This window comes from Butyrivibrio sp. XBB1001 (assembly GCF_000424505.1).
Lineage (GTDB): Bacteria > Bacillota > Clostridia > Lachnospirales > Lachnospiraceae > Butyrivibrio.
On the sequence record NZ_AUKA01000001.1, the window covers coordinates 93,763 to 110,762 of the forward strand.

Genomic DNA, 17,000 nt, shown 5'->3' on the forward strand with positions numbered 1-17,000 from the left:
GTTAACTTTTAGAAAGGAAGAAGAGCAAATGAATGAACTTAGAGAAGGTGCTGATGTAGGCGAACTTATTCAGTACATTGTAATCAAAATTGATGATGAGCAGTATGGTATCAATATCAAATTCATTGACAATATTGTAAGAATGCAGCAGATCACTCGTGTACCTAAGGTTGATGATTATCTTAAGGGCGTGATCAATATTCGAGGCGAGATTGTTCCTGTAATGAGCGTCAGGATGAAAATGGGACTTGCCGAGGACGAGATCACAAATAAGTCCAGGATCATTATCTTAAAGACAGAAGGCGGTGATCTTGTAGGAATTATTGTTGACCAGGTTAATCAGGTTCTGACGCTTGATTCTAATAACGTTGAGAAGATGCGTTATGACGACAAGAAGGATAAGACAAATGCTTCATTTGTAAGTGGTGTTGGACACTATGAAGGTGGTCTTGTTTCTATTCTTGATCTTGAAGCTGTTGTTTCAGAGAGGCAGGCAAAAGAGGCAGCTACAACCGCAAGTTGATCGGAGGATTATAAATGGGTGATATGAGTTTAGACCAGTTATCCAACCAGTACTTTGACGTACTAAAAGAGCTGGGTAACATTGGTGCAGGGAATGCGACGACAGCTCTGGCACAGATGATTGGAACTAAGGTTGATATGTCAGTTCCCCAGGTAAGACTTCTTGATTTTAAGGATGTCGGGGATATGATGGGCGGTGCAGAACAGATAATGGCTGGCATTTACCTGGCTGTTGAGGGGGATATTGATGGAAGTATCATGTTCCTTTTAAACAAAAATGCAGCCAGACATCTTGTTGATAAACTTATGGGAACGGGACCAAAGCCAGAGGAGGCTGAGTTTGACGAAGTTGAGCTTTCTGCCCTTAAAGAGGTAGGAAATATTATTACCGGATCATACCTGAATTCCCTTTCCATGATGACCAATCTTAAGCTTGTTCCGTCAATTCCTTTTGTAGCAATTGATATGGCTGGTGCGATCCTTTCTGTTCCTGCTATTCAGTTTGGAATGATGGGAGATAATATTCTTCTGATCGAGACCCAGTTCTTTGATGAACTTAAGCTTAGTGGCTATTTTATCCTGCTGCCGGATATGGATGGTTATAAAAAGATTCTTTCATCACTTGGATTAGGCGATGTTTCTTTATAAAGCGAAGGGGCAAATATGAGTCAAATAATTAAGGTTGGTATGGCTGATCTGAATATTTGTGTAAGCCCCGATGGCATTACTACGCTGGGCCTTGGCTCTTGTGTTGGTATTGCTGTTCGTGACCCCGTCACTAAGATTGGGGGCCTAGCGCATATAATGCTGCCAGATTCCACTGAGATAAAGAATAACTCCAATATTCCGAAGTTTGCTGATACAGGTATAGAAGAACTGATAAAGCAAATAGTTGCTAAAGGCGCCAGCAGATCAAGGCTTGTTGCCAAGATTGCCGGAGGAGCGCAGATGTTCGCGTTCCAGACTAATAACAACACTATGAGAGTTGGAGACAGAAATGTTCAGGCTACTTTAAAGAAACTTAAAGAAATGAATATTCCTGTTCTGGCCCAGGACACTGGCGATTCGTATGGAAGAACGGTCATATTTTATCCAGAAAATGGTAATTTTGTAATCAGAGCTGTAGGAAAGCCTGAAAAAATCATATGAATACCGACACTGAAGAAATTAAAAAACCTAACACTAAACTGATCACACCACTGATAGTGCTTAGTTGTACTGCTATCATTGCAATCTATGCTTACTTTAAGCGCTATCCAGTGGGGGATTGGTTTGTTATTGTTTGTATGAGCGTAGTTATATTTCTTGTTATAGGCCTCATCGTTGAAAAGATGATAACAAAGTTCGTTGATATAAACTACGAAAAACAAATGGCAGAATTAGAAGAAGCCCGAAGACTAGAGGATGAAGCTCGGGCTGCAATGGAAGCTGAAGGCGTAGACGTTAATTCTGATAATATCAGAGTTGATGATGAGAATTATGTTCCGCCTGAATTCTAAAAAAATATATGACTTGGGGACATGACTAATGGATGAAGCAGAAAGAAGTAAATTATGGGAAGAATATCATAATACTAAATCAGCAGATATTCGAGAAAAGCTGATACTTGAGTATGCTCCACTTGTTAAACTTGTAGCTGGCAGACTTAGTATGTATCTTGGCTTTAATGTTGAGTACGACGATCTTGTTGGTTATGGTATCTTTGGACTTATTGATGCAATCGATAAGTTTGATCTTATGAAGGATGTTAAGTTTGAGACTTACGCAAGCCTTCGTATTAGAGGTGCCATTTTAGACCAGATCCGCAAGATGGACTGGATACCAAGGACCATCAGGCAGAGACAGAAAAAGATAGAGGCTGCTATCCGGGAAATCGAGAGAGATGGAGGCCATGTAGCTACTGATGCTGAAATAGCTGCAAAAATGGAAATTTCCGAAGATGAATATGCTAACTGGCAGAACCAGATGAAGGTTACAGGCGTTGTATCTTTAAATGAGTTCATGGATCAGGGAGCAGACATTCCTGAAGATTCTAATAACAGGGGCTCTGGCTTTGTTAAACCTGAAGAGGCAATAGAAAAAGAGGAACTTAAGAAAATGCTGGCTCAGTCCCTTGAGTCTCTTACTGATAAAGAAAAGAAGGTTATTTTATTGTATTACTACGAAGAACTGACGTTGAAAGAAATAAGTGAAGTTCTGGAAGTGTCTGAGTCCAGAGTATCTCAGCTCCACACTAAGGCTCTTCAAAAAATGCGTGAGAAGCTTGGCGATTATTTAGGCATACTAACAAATTCGAGGTAGCTTATATGAACGGATATTTTCAGCTTGTTGTTACTGAAGAAGGAACAGGAATCAAGGTTTACAAGCCTACAGGTGACGGAACTCCTTTGGATGTAAATATGGTCAGGGACTATCTGGATGACAAGAAAATTCAATATGACGTTGTTAAGATAAACGAAGCTGTGACAAATCAGGATGAGACTGTGGTTGTTTTTACGGAAGCTAAAATATTGCCCGAAAGAGAATACTGCAGGATTGAATCTTCCAAGGATAGGATGACTGTCACAGCTGTTTTTTATCCTCCTACAGAGGGAGCAGAATTGCTCACAGAAAAAGAAATCCTGGATACGCTTGCCTACAGAAAAATCGTTTATGGTGTACAAACAGAAAATATCCATGAGTTCTTTGAACACAGACAGTATTGCACAGAGATTGTTGTCGCCGAGGGAAAACCGGTCAAGCAGGGAACTAATGCCAAGGTGGAATATCATTTTAGCGTTAATAAACGACCAAAGCCAACTGTAAAAGAAGATGGAAGTGTTGACTATTTTAACCTTGATCTTATCCATAATGTCCAGGAGGGACAGCTCCTTGCAACCCTTCATCCGGAAGTCCCCGGAGAACCTGGCATAAATACTCTTGGTGAAAATATAAAACCTGCCAATGTAAAGTCTACTTACATCAAGTTTGGAAAAAATACAGTTCTTTCCGAAGATAAAATGACACTTACAGCAGCAAAGGCAGGCCATGTTACTATAAAAGAAGGCAAGGTAACAGTTTCAGATGTACTTGTCCTGGCAAACGTCGATGTTTCTACTGGAAACATAGATGCGGAGGGAAGCGTAGAAGTAAAAGGAGTTGTTGCCTCCAATTTCTCTATAAAGGCTGGCGGAAACGTTGTTGTAAAAGGTATAGTTGAGGATGCAACTATAATTTCCGGCGCTGACGTTATATTAGAGTGTGGTGTTAAGGCGGGTGGCAAGATCACTGCCGATGGGAATGTTGTAGCCAAGTTTATAGAAAATGCCACCGTGACAGCAAAGGGCGGTATATCAAGTGAATGTATCCTTCATTCTACAGTAACTTCAGGAACAGAGATAAATGTTACAGGTAAAAGAGGTTTTATTGCAGGAGGCAAGGTTTGTGCTGCTGATAGGATTCAGGCCAAGATCCTGGGATCTGAAATGGGAGCAAACACAGTAATTGAAGTTGGCGCTGATCCGCAGCTTAAGCTAAGACTCAAAGAACTTCAAAAAGGTATGGCAGAGGCTCAAAAGACTCTTGAGGGAATAAAGCCAACTGTTGAAGGCTTTTCCAAGATGCTAAAAGCAGGAGCAAAATTTACACCAGATCAGGTTGCTAACGTTCAAAAACTTATTGGACTTAATAAAACTCTGACTCAGAAGATTCAGGATGATTCTACAGAATATCAGGAACTAATGGAAAAGCTTGCTGAGCAAAAGGAGGCTGATGTAATCGTAGAAGGAACTGCATATCCAGGTACTATTGTAAATATTGGAGAATTATCAATGATTGTTAAAAAACCAGTCCAATATAGCCGATTTATTATAAAAGAAGGTGATGTAAGACTGGCTCCAATATGATAAAATAAGCTTGGAAGGAGGTGGGTGCCATGTCAATTAACCATATTGATTTTGGCGTGATGGCGGCCACAAGTGAAGTGGGGACTATCAAGGCGGCGGAAGATGCGCGGCCTTTGATGGATCAGCGCAATTTCCAGGCTCAGTTTAATCAGGAAGTAGACAATCAGAGAAGCCAGGTTACCGAAAAAGAAAATGTAAGTTCGGGGGAACTTCATTCAGACGCCGAGGACAAGGGTAGCAACGAGTACATGGGCGATGGTGGCAGGAATAGACGCGGATCCAAAGAGGGTAAAGATAAGAATCCTATCCTTGAAAAACAGCTGTCTGCCGACAAAATGGAGAAGATTGCAGGCCATGTTCTTGACCGGAATGGCAAGCCTGTAGATTTTGGTATTTCGTCAGGTTTTGATTTGAAGATTTGATATGTTTACGGTATAATAGTAATTGATTTTACTTAGGGGATTGGGCGGAGATGATTAGCATTACTGAGATTGTTCTCATAGTTGCAGGATTTGCAGCTATCATATTAGGGTACCTTCTACCAGCTGGAAAAGAGATGGACGAGGAGGACAAAATGCTCATGGAGAGGGAGATTCGTGAGCTTGTTCGTCGTGAAGTTGAGGATCAGAAGGAAACCATCGAAAACATGGTGGATAACACCGTAGATAATTCTCTTGATCGTACAGAGCGCGCTATGGAGCGCATATCTAATGAGAAACTTTCCGCAATAAACGAATATTCGGATACTGTCATAAATGACATTCACAAGAATCATGATGAAGTCATGTTTATGTACGATATGCTAAATGACAAGCACAAGAACCTTACTAATGTTGTATCTGAGGTTGCCAAAAAGACAGATGAAGCCAAGCAAGCTGTAAGAGACGCTGAGGCTACTGTTCGTGATGCCGAAGATGCTGCAAGAGATGCTAAGGCTTCTGTTTCTATGGCTCAGGAAGCTAGTACAAATCTTACTAATTCTTTGAATAAACCAGAAAAAAATGTAAGAGCAATCCTTCTTGATGAGGATGAAGATAAACTTAGTGGTATCAGAATTCCTTATAAGGAGAAAGACTCAGACAAAAAAGATAATGACAGCGAAGACATTAAAGATCATGGAGATAATGAGGTTGAAAAAATATCTGCCAGACCTGTCAATGATGAAGAGGATTATGATACATCCATAGAAAGCGGATATGTTTCTGAAAAGGATATAAAGGAACTTCATGACATCGCTGCTGAGGTCATACCTGAAGAAGAGGTTAAAAAGCTTAGGGTTATCGGCCATAAGCCTGAAAATTCCAAGGTGGTTCCAATAACAGACAGAATAGATAATCCTGACAGAAATATGCAGGAATTAACTGCTAATGACCCTATTTCTCAGAACAGACGCATAATTGAAATGCACAAAGCCGGCAAATCCAATATGGTAATAGCAAGAGAGCTGGGGCTTGGAATTGGAGAAGTTAAGCTTGTTATTGATCTTTCCAATAAACACAGGAAAGTTAAATGATTTTTTTACTACATTACAATTAAGGACAGAAACGTATGAAACTAAAGTACTATCTTCGCGGAATGGGTATAGGCATAATACTTACTGCGATTGTTATGGGCTTTGCTCTTGGTGGCAGGAAAGCTACCATTAGTGATGCCGAGGTTATAGAAAGAGCCAAGGCTCTTGGAATGGTGGATGGCGGCGTTTTGAGCCAGTCATCTGAAGCTGAACAGGAAATCAAAACTAGCAGTAGTTTTAACTCTGAAGCTACTGTCGAAAGTGAGGAAATCACAGATGATTCATCTGCATCCGTTACGTCATTGGATAAAGAAGGAGAAGAAATTTCTGAAGAAATCAACCAAGGGGTCGCTGGTGCAAGTAAACCACTTTCGGAAGTGGCTAAAGATGAAAAAAAGGATAGCAGTAAGGAATCAGAAAAGGGAAAAACAGAAACTGAATCTACAAAAGAAACTTCCAGTGAGACTTCTACTAATTCTGATACCGCAGTTGAATCTTCCAATAATGCTACTGCAGGTATTTCACAGGAAAAAAATGAAGAGACAGTTTCCGCAGCTGCAGAATTGACGACAAGTACCCAAACAGAAACAAGTTCTGTTCTTGGAAGTACAACTTCTACTACCAAGACAGTTACTATTCCGGGAGGACTTGGATCTGATCAGGTGGCGCAGATTCTTTATAAAGAAGGAGTTATTGATAATGCTGCCAGTTTTAATACTTACCTGATAGAAAGAAAGATGGACCGGGTCATCAGGTCTGGAGTTAAGACCATTCCTGCAGGTTCTTCTTATGAAGATATAGCCAGAATAATATGTAAGGGATAAGAGATAGAACATGATAATGGTGTTTCTATCTCTTTTTTTCGTTTTAAATTCTCAAAAAAGTGTTGAAATCTGATAAATGCTATGCTAATATTAGAAAGCTGTTGATTTGTGGGATAGTTATGCCCATAATTACAGACTGCTAATGGCAGTAACAATATTATACACGCATATCTAATTCTCTAGCCGGTGTCAGTTATAACTGATCAGCCAGAGAGCCAGGCGCAGAGATGACGCTTTCTGCGAACCACCTGACCAGGGATGTGCGGAAGATTAAACCAAATGGAGGTAATAACATGAGCGTTGTATCAATGAAGCAGTTACTTGAGGCAGGTGTACACTTTGGTCACCAGACAAGAAGATGGAACCCTAAAATGGCTCCTTACATCTTCACAGAGAGAAATGGAATCCACATTATCGATCTTCAGAAGTCAGTTGTTAAGGTTGATGAGGCTTACAAGGCAGTATTCGAGATTGCACAGCAGGGTGGAACAATCCTTTTCGTAGGTACTAAGAAGCAGGCTCAGGACGCAGTTAAGACTGAGGCAGAGCGTTGCGGTATGTACTATGTAAACGAGAGATGGCTCGGCGGAATGCTTACAAACTTCAAGACAATCCAGAGCAGAATCGCTAGAATGAAAGCTATCGAGAAGATGCAGGAAGATGGAACATTTGATGTTCTTCCTAAGAAGGAAGTTGCTCAGCTCAAGAAAGAGCTTGCTAAGCTTCAGGCTAATCTTGGCGGAATCAGAGATATGAAGAGAATCCCTGACGCTATTTTCGTAGTAGACCCTAAGAAGGAGAGAATCTGCATTCAGGAAGCTGAGTCTCTTGGAATCACACTTATCGGTATCGGTGATACAAACTGTGATCCTGAAGAGCTTGATTTCATCATTCCTGGTAACGATGATGCTATCAGAGCTGTTAAGCTTATCGTTGGTAAGATGGCAGATGCTGTAATCGAGGCTAATCAGGGTGCTGAGTCTGACGCTGCAGCTGACTATGTTGCAGAGGATGCTGAGGCAGAGACTGAGGAAGTTAACGAGTAATTTTTTTAATGAGACAAGTGATGGCGGATGCCGAAACTCAGAATCCTTTGTGATTCTGAGTCTTGTCTCATGATTTTTATACAATCAAATATACGGAGGAAAACAAAATGGCTATCACAGCAGCAATGGTTAAAGAGTTACGTGAGTCAACTGGCGCAGGTATGATGGAGTGCAAGAAGGCTCTTACAGAGACTAACGGAGATATGGATGCAGCCGTTGAGTATCTTAGAAAAAATGGTATTATGAAGGCTGAGAAGAAGGCTAGCAGAATCGCAGCTGAGGGTCTTACAAGAGTAGCTACAAAGGACGACAAGACAGCAGCAGTTGTTGAGGTTAACTCAGAGACTGACTTCGTTGCTCAGAACGAAAAGTTCCAGGCATTTGTTGAGGCAGTTGCTACACAGGCAGTTAATTCTGATTCTAAGGACATGGATTCATTCATGGCTGAGAAGTGGAACCAGAACGAGGCTCAGACAGTAAATGATGCACTTGTAGAGATCACAGCAGTTATCTCTGAGAAGATTTCTATCAGAAGATTTGAGAAGGTTGTTGCAGAGAATGGTATTGTAGTTCCTTATGTACATGGTGGCGGAAGAATTTCTGTTATCGTTGAGGCTGCTACAGATGTTGTTAACGATGAAATCAAAGAAGCTGTTAAGAACGTAGCTATGCAGGTTGCAGCTCTTAATCCTAAATTTGTTTCTTCTGATGAAATTTCAGAGGAGTACAGAAATCACGAGAAGGAGATCCTTCTTGCACAGGCTATGAAGGAGAACGAGGAGCTTCCAGAAGGCAAGAGAAAGCCTCAGGAGATCATCGAGAAGATGCTTATTGGACGTCTTAACAAGGAGTTCAAGGAAATCTGCCTTAACGATCAGGTTTATGTAAAGGCTGAGGATGGCAAGCAGTCAGTTGGACAGTACCTTGCACAGGTTGGTAAGGCTAACAATGCTAACCTTTCAATCAAGAGATTTGTACGTTTCGAGACTGGTGAAGGTATAGAGAAGAAGAACGAGAACTTCGCTGAGGAAGTTGCTAAGCAGGCAGCTGGTCTTAACTAATTTATAATTAGATTTTTACGGAGCTTCGGAAATCTTTCCGGAGCTCTTTTCTTATTAGGATTTTGTTGTATACTAATAAGGTACGATTTTTTAGAAGATTTTGTTGGGAGTATTAAGTTTTGAACAGTTCTGTAACTATTAAAGGCACTAAATCGGGGATAATTCTAGTACTCGATCCTGACGTGGCATTTTCAGATCTTCGCGGGGAAATTAAGAGCCACTTTATTGAGGCATCTTCATTCCTTGGCAAGAACAAGATGGGACTTATCGTTAGAGGGAGAAATCTTTCTGAAGAAGAGGAACAGGAAGTTATGCAGATAATTGCAGATAATACTCAGCTGACGATTACTTGCATAATTGATGAGGAATCTGAGACAGAGAGACTATTCACTATGAAGAGCCATCAGGATAAAGCTGACGAAGATGTTGTTCCTGTAGAAGTTAAGTCCACAGATGTACCTTCAGGCAGCGATAATAATGCGCAGGTTTTAGTAGGTAATCTTCGTTCTGGTCAGGATGTTTCCTGCAAGCAAAATGTGGTGATACTTGGCGATGTCAAGCCAGGCGCAAGTGTTACTTCATATGGTAGTATTTTTATCCTTGGTGAGCTAAGAGGCAATGCTTTTGCTGGAGCTGGCGGAGATCATGGCGCCATAGTAATGGCTCTTAAACTCAACCCTCTTCAGGTCAGGATTGCGGATGCTATTGCTATTTCACCTGATGCCGAGAAAGGGCCTAAGCTCAAATTCAAGAAAAAGAGACTAAAAACTGATGAGAATGAGCCGGAGGTTGCTTACATAGAGAATGGTCATATTGTTAAGACCTCTTATGGACCTTCGTTCCTTAGACAGTTTAGTAAGTAAATTATTGGAGGATAATATGGGAGAAGTTATCGTAATAACATCTGGTAAGGGCGGTGTAGGTAAGACTACTACAACTGCTAACCTTGGTACAGGCCTTGCCAAACTTAACAAGAAAGTTGTACTTATTGACACAGATATAGGACTTCGTAACCTTGATGTTGTCATGGGGCTTGAGAACAGGATTGTATATAATCTTGTTGATGTAATTGAGGGAAACTGCAAACTCAAGCAGGCTCTTATCAGGGATAAGAAATATGATTCATTATTTCTTTTACCTGCTGCTCAGACCAAGGATAAGACAAGCGTTACTCCTGAGCAGATGAAGAAACTTACAGAAGAACTCAAGCAGGAATATGACTATATAATCTTGGATTGCCCGGCTGGAATCGAGCAGGGATTTAAGAATGCCATTGCTGGTGCTGATAGAGCACTTGTTGTTACAACACCTGAGGTTTCTGCTGTACGTGATGCAGACAGGATCATTGGCCTTCTTGAAGCCAATGAGATCAAGCAGACCGCCCTTATTGTCAACAGACTTCGTCCAGATATGGTCAAGAGAGGGGATATGATGTCTGCAGAGGATGTAATCGATATCCTTGCAATCGATCTGATCGGCCAGGTTCCTGATGACGAGAACATTGTTGTTGCTACTAATAACGGTGAGCCTTTAGTTGGCGATAATTCACTTGCTGGACAGGCATATATGAATATTTGTCGCAGAGTAATAGGTGAACAGGTTCCATTTTTAGATCTTGATGCTAAGAAAGGAATTTTCTCTTGGTTTAAGAAGAAATAATTAGGGGGAGGGACTAATGAAACTATCAGATTTTTTCAAAAAGAAATCTTCAAGTGATGTTGCGAAAGACAGACTTAAGCTTGTACTTGTTTCAGATCGTGCCACATGTTCCCCTGAAATAATGCAGAGAATCAGAAGCGATATCATAGAGGTACTTTCTAAATACGCTGAGATTGATATGGAGGGTATTGATATTAACTTTACCCAGATGGATACAGAGGAAAATGATGGCAAGACTGTGCCAGCTCTTTATGCTAACATCCCTATCAAGAATATGAATCATAACATGAAGAAATGAATATGTACGAAGAGATAAACGTTGGACTTTCGACAGCAAAGGCAAAAGAACTCCATGCCCAGGGGTATGGTAATACTCAGGTAGATAATACCGCCAAGACTACAGCAGATATCATTAAGGAAAATGTTTTTACATATTTCAACTTAATCTTCCTTATAATGGCTATTCTGCTGATAGTTTCTGGTGCCTTTAATTCGCTTACTTTTTTACCAGTTATTATCTGTAATTCTCTTATAGGTATAGCACAGGAGCTTAAAGCTAAAAAGGTATTGGATCGTTTAAACGTTTTGAATCAGTCTACAGCCACTGCTATAAGAGATGGCTCCGAGGATATTGTTTCTATAGACAAGCTTGTCCTTGGAGATGTAGTAGTTTTGACTGCTGGAAGCCAGATCTGCGCAGATGCAGTTGTGGTTGAAGGTGAAATTGCTGTCAATGAGGCTCTTTTGACAGGCGAGGCAGATGAGATCATTAAGGGGGAAGGATCTGAACTCATGTCTGGAAGCTTTGTGGTTTCTGGAAAATGTCTTGCAAGATTAACCAAGGTGGGAGCTGACTCATATATATCACAGCTCATGCTAAGAGCCAAGAAGATGCCTGCTTCTGACCAGTCTGATATGGTCAAGTCTATTAACAGGATAGTAATAGCAGCGGGTATTGCCATTATTCCTATTGGAATAGCTCTTTTTATACAGAGTTTTTACATTCAGGGAAATTCTTTTGCTGAAACAGTACCTTCTGTTGTTGCGGCTCTTATTGGTATGATCCCAGAGGGATTATATCTTCTTCTTAGTATTACGCTTGGTCTTAGCACCATTAGGCTTGCCAAGGACAAGGTAATGCTTCATGATATGCGCAGCATTGAGACTCTTGCTAGGGTAGATACTATATGCGTTGACAAGACAGGTACTATTACAGATAATAGCATGCTTGTAGCAGATGCTGTTCTTGCTGATCCGGATATAGATGATTCTGAAGGCAAGATTCAGGCTGTAAATACGCTTATTTCAGATTATATAGGATGCGTTCCTGATGATAATATTACAATGCATGCCCTTGAGGATTATTTTAAATCTGCCACAGGAAGGACATGCATTAGTTTTCATGCTTTTTCGTCCAGGTATAAATATAGTTCTGTTCAGTTTGAGGATTCAACCTATGTTCTTGGAGCTCCTGAATTTGTGCTAGGAGGCTTGTATGAGAGCTATAGCGATAGGATAAACTCTTTTGCCCAGAAGGGACTTAGAGTACTTTGCTTTGCAAGGTACTATGGAGGAGCTGATGGGACTACGGTTTTGGATCCAGTCAATGGGCCTGTTTCGCTTCCTGTTCCACAGACGAGTCTTGATGGGGCACTAAATATTCCAATAGCTTTTGTTTTGCTGCAAAATCCTATCAGGGAAAATGCAAAAGAGACATTTGAATTTTTTAGAAAGCAGGGAGTAGAGGTTAAGGTTATTTCTGGTGACAGCCCGCTTACTGTTTCTGAAGTTGCCAAAAATGCAGGGATTGAAAATGCTGACAGGTATGTTGATGCCAGCAAAATGCTGGACGAGGATATTCCAGGACTTGTAGAGAATACAGCTGTCTTTGGAAGGGTATCTCCTGAGCAGAAGCAGAAGATAATAAATGCTCTCAAGAAAAAAGGCAGAACAGTTGCCATGACTGGTGATGGCGTCAATGATATTCTTGCCATGAAGGATGCCGACTGCTCTATAGCTATGGCAGCCGGGTCTGATGCTGCAATCCAGGCAGCACAGGTTGTACTTTTGGATAGCGATTTTTCCAGAATGAGAGGGATTGTTTCAGAGGGCAGGAGAAATATAAATAATATAGAGCGAACAGCAACACTGTTCCTTGTTAAGAATATTTTTTCACTGCTACTTGCACTGTTTTCTATAATCAGTGTACTTACTTATCCGCTTCAACCTTCACAGATCACTATGGTGAGCCTTGTGAATATTGGAATTCCAGGATTTTTCCTGGCTATGGAGCCCAATAACAAAAGGATACAAGGTCATTTCCTTGTAAAGGTATTATTAAAGGCGATGCCGGCGGCTTTGACGGACTTTTTTGCAATAGCTGCCCTTGTTGTGTTTGGAAATACTTTTGGTGTTAATCCGGAGGATATATCTGTTGCATCAACATTTCTTTTGGCAATTGTAGGATTTATTATTCTTGCCAATATTTCGGCTCCATTTAATGCATATAGGGTAAAGGTTCTTTTAGGATGTATTATCGGGATGATGGCGGGAGCATTTTTCTTCCATGATCTGTTTTCAATCAGTTATGTTTCAGTTGAGTGTATTATGCTTTTTGTTTTGTTTGCTATAGCAACAGAACCATTTATGCGTTACCTTACTAAAATTTTTACCAGTATTGAGAAAAAAATACAGAAAAAAGCCTTAATTTCCGATAAAATTTAAAAATTAAATGTGAATTATATTATGGCTTGTGATATAATTAAATAGCATTCAATTATTTATCAGGGAGATTGTTATGGATAAAAAAGAAGACAAATATGCATCACTTAAACTGGAGAACCAGATTTGCTTTCCTCTGTATGCTTGTTCAAAGGAAATCATCAGAAAGTATAAACCATATCTTGATGAGATCGATCTGACTTATACCCAATACATTACCATGATGGTTCTTTGGGAGAAGAAGAGCGTCAATGTAAAAACTTTAGGTGAGTGTCTGTATCTTGATTCAGGAACACTTACACCTGTTCTTAAGAAGCTTGAGTCTAAGGGCTACATCAGCAGAGTAAGATCTAATGAGGATGAGAGAAATCTAGTTGTCACAATTACTCCTGAAGGTGAGAAACTCAAGGAAAAAGCTCTTAATATTCCTAGTAAAATAGGAAGTTGCGTGAGCTTAACTTCAAAGGATGCTGAATTACTGTACTCTCTTTTATATAAGATTATTGGAAATGTAAGATAATCATTATTGATTTTTTCTTAACAAGGGAATACAATAAATAGCGGCTTTGTGTGCGTTTTACTTAGCTAAAACGCACTTTTTATTTGTATGGAGGTTTTTTATGAGTTCTCATACCCATGATCACCACCATCACCATCATCATGATTCTGAGCATACTAAGGCCATTTCTAACAGACTATCCAAGGCTATCGGACATCTTGAATCTGTTAAGAAAATGGTTGAGGATGACAGGGACTGCGCTGAGGTTCTAATACAATTGTCTGCAGTTCGCTCTGCGATCAACAATACAGGGAAGGAGATACTCAAGGAACATATTAGTCACTGCATTGTTCACGCAGTTGAGGATGGGGATGAGGAAGCTATCATTGAATTAAATGAGGCTATCGACAAATTTATGAAAAATTCATGAGGTATCATGAAAAAAATGTTTTGAAAGGGGCGTAACATCTTGGCAATTCCTAATTTAGTTAATTTTCTGATCTTTTTTCCTTTCTTGATGGCAGCGTTGATTTTCATTCAGAAGGAAGCTACACCAGTTAGAAGCTTTACAATTATTGTAGGCGGCTTTGCAATTATGGGTGTGGCTATTTATGCTGCTGTAAATGTACTAATGTCCGGTGATACATCTCAGTTTATGTACTTGGAGGAGACACAAATCCCTGATCATTTGGTTATGGCAGGAGAAGTATTCCTGATGTGTCTTGTATGTTTCCTTAGTATCAAGTACAAGAAGTACTATGCAATACTTATTTCATTTGCTGGTACAATTCCAGTTCTCTGGATGGATCTTACAGGTAAGGCAGTAGAGGGTAATACTCATTTACGTATTGATACCTTTGCGGCTGTTATGTATCTTATTGTTGGTGTTGTTGGTATTCTTATCTGTATCTATGCTTCTGGCTATATGAAGGACTATCACCACCATCACACAGATGTCAAGGACCGCTCTAACTATTTCCTTGCTCTTATGTTTGTGTTCCTTGGAGCAATGTTTGGTCTGATTTCATCTGATTCACTTTCCTGGATTTATTTCTTCTGGGAGATCACTAGTGTATGTTCATTCCTTATGATTGGTTATACAAGAACTCAGGAGGCTGTTGATAATTCCTTTAGAGCTCTTTGGATGAACCTTCTTGGTGGATGCGGCTTTGCAGCAGGTCTTATGTACTGCAATATGGCTCTTGGTATTTCTAATCTGAGCCAGGTTACAAGCGCTGTATCTTCTGAGCTTATAATCATTCCTGTTACATTGTTTGCTTTTGCTGCTCTTACAAAGAGTGCACAGTTCCCATTTTCAAGATGGCTTCTTGGTGCCATGGTTGCACCAACACCTTCAAGTGCACTTCTTCACTCAGCTACAATGGTTAAGATTGGCGTTTACATGCTGATCAGACTTTCACCTGTTATGGAGAATACTCTTACAGGTATTATGATCACTGTTATAGGTGGATTTACTTTCTTTGCCGCATCTCTTTTAGCAATTACTGTAAGCGATGGCAAGAAGGTACTTGCTTATTCAACAATTTCAAACCTTGGACTTATTACAGCCTGTGCTGGCACTGGTACAAGAGAGGGTGTCTGGGCTGCTGTAATGCTTGTATTATTCCATGCTGTTTCCAAGTCACTTCTGTTCCAGACTGTTGGTGATATCGAGAACTGTATGCACAGCCGTGATATCGAGGATATGCACGGACTTATCATCAAGCTTCCAAGACTTGCTTTTATCATGATCATTGGTATCTGTGGCATGTTCATGGCTCCATTTGGTATGCTTGTTTCTAAGTGGGCTGCTCTTAAGTCTTTCGTAGATTCAGGCTCAGTATGGCTTGTCCTTTTCCTTGTTTTTGGTTCAGGATCAACTCTTTTCTACTGGGCAAAATGGCTTGGCAAGATTTGTACAGTAATCCATCAGTCATTCGAGCTTGAGGATATTACACCTAAGAGTGAAATGGTATCAATTTTCCCTCTTACAGCAATGATCGTTATCATGTGCTTTGCATTCCCATGGATGTCTGGTCATATGGTACAGCCAATCCTTAATGAAGCATTTAACGACAATATACCTGATGTTATTGGAAGAGGCGATGTCATTATCATGATGATCATGGTAATCATGATCTTCCTGATTCCAGTCGGAGCAAGATTCTTATCAATTGGTAAGAACTCCAAGATGACTATGTCTTATGTATCTGGTGTTAATGCTGGTGATGACAGACATTACATTGACTCTTTTGGCAGAGAGAGAGCTCTTTATATGTCTAACTGGTATATGGAGGACTTCTTTGGTGAAAAGAAACTACTCTGGCCTTGCATCTGGATTTCAACAGTACTTGTTCTGGTTATGCTTATTGTGGTTGTTGGAGGTGCTTTATGATTACACTAGAAATGATTTTGAAGGCTTTACTTTATATAATCCTGGCACCGGTTGTAGGAGGATTATTATCCGGTATGGACAGAGTCTTTTCTGCACGTATGCAGGGAAGAGTAGGTCCTCCACTTATTCAGCCATTTTATGATGTTAACAAGCTCCTTCACAAGCAGACTACTGTTGTTAACAGCATTCAGGTTCTGTTTGTAACTGTATACCTTATATTTACTGTATTTACAGGCGCGCTGTTCTTTGCAGGCGGAGATATGCTCCTTGTATTTTTTGCGCTTTCAATGTCTGAGGTTATGCTTGTTCTTGCAGCATTTTCTACAAATGGACCTTACAGTATCATGGGCGCACAGCGTGAGCTTTTACAGATGATGTGTTATGAGCCAATGACTCTTTTAGTAGCAATTGGTTTCTACTATGCAAATGGAAGTTTCATGGTCGATGATCTTATCCATGCAAAGGTTCCAGCAATCGCACAGATTCCTGGTTTCTTTATTGGATTTGTATTTATCCTTATTATCAAACTTCGTAAGTCACCATTTGACCTTAGTACTTCACATCATATGCATCAGGAGATGGTAAAGGGTCTTACTACTGATCTGTCAGGTCGTAACCTGGCACTTGTTGAGATAGCAGAGTGGTATGATGTAGTTCTGATGATGGGTATTGTTGGAATGTTCTTTATCACTGAGAATCCAATCAGTGTTGTTTGGGCAATTATTGCATGTGCTGTTGTATTTTTCCTTGAAACACTTATTGATAATCTGTTTCCACGTGTTAAGTACAAGACAATGTTAATTGTTACATGGAGTGTTATCTTAGTATTTGCAGGAACTAATCTGCTGATTCTTAACGTACTGAAGATGTTTTAAG

19 protein-coding genes are annotated in these 17,000 nt (G+C 40.2%); all 19 read left to right on the forward strand.

The genetic code is table 11. The features are described from left to right. Window positions 1–28 precede the first annotated feature (28 nt). The 19 genes from G631_RS17530 to G631_RS0100495 all read left to right on the forward strand — a co-directional run bounded on the left by G631_RS17530 (window position 29) and on the right by G631_RS0100495 (window position 16,999). A complete protein-coding gene (locus tag G631_RS17530) occupies window positions 29–523 on the forward strand; it encodes a chemotaxis protein CheW (protein ID WP_035789074.1) in 495 nt (164 codons plus the stop codon). 14 nt (window positions 524–537) lie between these two features. Next, window positions 538–1,170, forward strand: coding sequence for a chemotaxis protein CheC (locus G631_RS0100410; RefSeq protein WP_026487734.1), 633 nt, complete (start codon window positions 538–540; stop codon window positions 1,168–1,170). A 15-nt stretch (window positions 1,171–1,185) separates the two neighbouring features. Next, a complete protein-coding gene (locus G631_RS0100415; RefSeq protein WP_026487735.1) occupies window positions 1,186–1,671 on the forward strand; it encodes a chemotaxis protein CheD in 486 nt (161 codons plus the stop codon). Continuing rightward, window positions 1,668–2,021, forward strand: a complete 354-nt coding sequence (locus tag G631_RS0100420) for a hypothetical protein (RefSeq protein WP_026487736.1) — start codon at window positions 1,668–1,670, stop codon at window positions 2,019–2,021. Before G631_RS0100415 ends, G631_RS0100420 begins: the two co-directional genes overlap by 4 nt. 28 nt (window positions 2,022–2,049) lie before the next feature. Beyond that, window positions 2,050–2,823 (forward strand): FliA/WhiG family RNA polymerase sigma factor, encoded by a 774-nt coding sequence (locus G631_RS0100425; protein WP_026487737.1) that lies wholly within the window; start codon window positions 2,050–2,052, stop codon window positions 2,821–2,823. Between the two features lie 5 nt (window positions 2,824–2,828). After that, window positions 2,829–4,406 carry a DUF342 domain-containing protein gene (locus G631_RS0100430; RefSeq protein WP_026487738.1) on the forward strand — a complete coding sequence of 526 codons (1,578 nt, stop codon included), beginning with the start codon at window positions 2,829–2,831 and terminating at the stop codon, window positions 4,404–4,406. Between the two features lie 29 nt (window positions 4,407–4,435). Next, the gene (locus G631_RS0100435; RefSeq protein ID WP_026487739.1) at window positions 4,436–4,828 is read left to right on the forward strand and encodes a hypothetical protein; all 393 of its coding nucleotides are present in this window, start codon (window positions 4,436–4,438) and stop codon (window positions 4,826–4,828) included. A gap of 50 nt (window positions 4,829–4,878) precedes the next feature. Further along, window positions 4,879–5,919, forward strand: coding sequence for a DUF6115 domain-containing protein (locus G631_RS0100440; RefSeq protein WP_026487740.1), 1,041 nt, complete (start codon window positions 4,879–4,881; stop codon window positions 5,917–5,919). 35 nt (window positions 5,920–5,954) lie between these two features. Next, the gene (locus G631_RS19775) at window positions 5,955–6,743 is read left to right on the forward strand and encodes a hypothetical protein (RefSeq protein WP_051196673.1); all 789 of its coding nucleotides are present in this window, start codon (window positions 5,955–5,957) and stop codon (window positions 6,741–6,743) included. A 293-nt stretch (window positions 6,744–7,036) separates the two neighbouring features. Then, window positions 7,037–7,789: a 30S ribosomal protein S2 gene (gene rpsB, locus G631_RS0100450; protein ID WP_026487741.1), complete on the forward strand. Its 753-nt coding sequence runs from the start codon at window positions 7,037–7,039 to the stop codon at window positions 7,787–7,789. 107 nt (window positions 7,790–7,896) lie between these two features. Continuing rightward, window positions 7,897–8,850 (forward strand): translation elongation factor Ts, encoded by a 954-nt coding sequence (gene tsf, locus G631_RS0100455; RefSeq protein ID WP_026487742.1) that lies wholly within the window; start codon window positions 7,897–7,899, stop codon window positions 8,848–8,850. A gap of 119 nt (window positions 8,851–8,969) precedes the next feature. After that, window positions 8,970–9,713, forward strand: coding sequence for a septum site-determining protein MinC (locus G631_RS17540; protein ID WP_051196675.1), 744 nt, complete (start codon window positions 8,970–8,972; stop codon window positions 9,711–9,713). A gap of 16 nt (window positions 9,714–9,729) precedes the next feature. After that, window positions 9,730–10,509: a septum site-determining protein MinD gene (gene minD, locus G631_RS0100465; protein ID WP_026487743.1), complete on the forward strand. Its 780-nt coding sequence runs from the start codon at window positions 9,730–9,732 to the stop codon at window positions 10,507–10,509. 16 nt (window positions 10,510–10,525) lie between these two features. Further along, the gene (minE, locus tag G631_RS0100470; protein ID WP_026487744.1) at window positions 10,526–10,807 is read left to right on the forward strand and encodes a cell division topological specificity factor MinE; all 282 of its coding nucleotides are present in this window, start codon (window positions 10,526–10,528) and stop codon (window positions 10,805–10,807) included. 2 nt (window positions 10,808–10,809) lie between these two features. Continuing rightward, window positions 10,810–13,233, forward strand: coding sequence for an HAD-IC family P-type ATPase (locus G631_RS0100475; RefSeq protein WP_242829037.1), 2,424 nt, complete (start codon window positions 10,810–10,812; stop codon window positions 13,231–13,233). Window positions 13,234–13,306: 73 nt separating this feature from the next. Next, window positions 13,307–13,750, forward strand: a complete 444-nt coding sequence (locus tag G631_RS0100480; RefSeq protein ID WP_026487746.1) for a MarR family winged helix-turn-helix transcriptional regulator — start codon at window positions 13,307–13,309, stop codon at window positions 13,748–13,750. Window positions 13,751–13,850: 100 nt separating this feature from the next. Then, the gene (locus tag G631_RS0100485; RefSeq protein ID WP_026487747.1) at window positions 13,851–14,159 is read left to right on the forward strand and encodes a metal-sensing transcriptional repressor; all 309 of its coding nucleotides are present in this window, start codon (window positions 13,851–13,853) and stop codon (window positions 14,157–14,159) included. 39 nt (window positions 14,160–14,198) lie between these two features. Then, window positions 14,199–16,124: an NADH-quinone oxidoreductase subunit 5 family protein gene (locus G631_RS0100490; RefSeq protein ID WP_026487748.1), complete on the forward strand. Its 1,926-nt coding sequence runs from the start codon at window positions 14,199–14,201 to the stop codon at window positions 16,122–16,124. Continuing rightward, window positions 16,121–16,999, forward strand: coding sequence for a respiratory chain complex I subunit 1 family protein (locus G631_RS0100495; protein ID WP_051196677.1), 879 nt, complete (start codon window positions 16,121–16,123; stop codon window positions 16,997–16,999). Before G631_RS0100490 ends, G631_RS0100495 begins: the two co-directional genes overlap by 4 nt. Window position 17,000 lies beyond the last annotated feature (1 nt).

Bases quoted from the DNA above. Each gene is read 5' to 3' on its own strand.
- G631_RS0100440 (WP_026487740.1), top strand. From the start codon at position 4,879: ATGATTAGCATTACTGAGATTGTTCTCATAGTTGCAGGATTTGCAGCT.
- minE (WP_026487744.1), top strand. From the start codon at position 10,526: ATGAAACTATCAGATTTTTTCAAAAAGAAATCTTCAAGTGATGTTGCG.
- G631_RS0100435 (WP_026487739.1), top strand. From the start codon at position 4,436: ATGTCAATTAACCATATTGATTTTGGCGTGATGGCGGCCACAAGTGAA.
- G631_RS0100410 (WP_026487734.1), top strand. From the start codon at position 538: ATGGGTGATATGAGTTTAGACCAGTTATCCAACCAGTACTTTGACGTA.
- G631_RS17530 (WP_035789074.1), top strand. From the start codon at position 29: ATGAATGAACTTAGAGAAGGTGCTGATGTAGGCGAACTTATTCAGTAC.
- minD (WP_026487743.1), top strand. From the start codon at position 9,730: ATGGGAGAAGTTATCGTAATAACATCTGGTAAGGGCGGTGTAGGTAAG.
- G631_RS0100420 (WP_026487736.1), top strand. From the start codon at position 1,668: ATGAATACCGACACTGAAGAAATTAAAAAACCTAACACTAAACTGATC.
- G631_RS0100425 (WP_026487737.1), top strand. From the start codon at position 2,050: ATGGATGAAGCAGAAAGAAGTAAATTATGGGAAGAATATCATAATACT.
- G631_RS0100430 (WP_026487738.1), top strand. From the start codon at position 2,829: ATGAACGGATATTTTCAGCTTGTTGTTACTGAAGAAGGAACAGGAATC.
- G631_RS0100415 (WP_026487735.1), top strand. From the start codon at position 1,186: ATGAGTCAAATAATTAAGGTTGGTATGGCTGATCTGAATATTTGTGTA.
- G631_RS0100475 (WP_242829037.1), top strand. From the start codon at position 10,810: ATGTACGAAGAGATAAACGTTGGACTTTCGACAGCAAAGGCAAAAGAA.
- G631_RS0100495 (WP_051196677.1), top strand. From the start codon at position 16,121: ATGATTACACTAGAAATGATTTTGAAGGCTTTACTTTATATAATCCTG.
- G631_RS19775 (WP_051196673.1), top strand. From the start codon at position 5,955: ATGAAACTAAAGTACTATCTTCGCGGAATGGGTATAGGCATAATACTT.
- G631_RS0100485 (WP_026487747.1), top strand. From the start codon at position 13,851: ATGAGTTCTCATACCCATGATCACCACCATCACCATCATCATGATTCT.
- rpsB (WP_026487741.1), top strand. From the start codon at position 7,037: ATGAGCGTTGTATCAATGAAGCAGTTACTTGAGGCAGGTGTACACTTT.
- G631_RS0100480 (WP_026487746.1), top strand. From the start codon at position 13,307: ATGGATAAAAAAGAAGACAAATATGCATCACTTAAACTGGAGAACCAG.
- tsf (WP_026487742.1), top strand. From the start codon at position 7,897: ATGGCTATCACAGCAGCAATGGTTAAAGAGTTACGTGAGTCAACTGGC.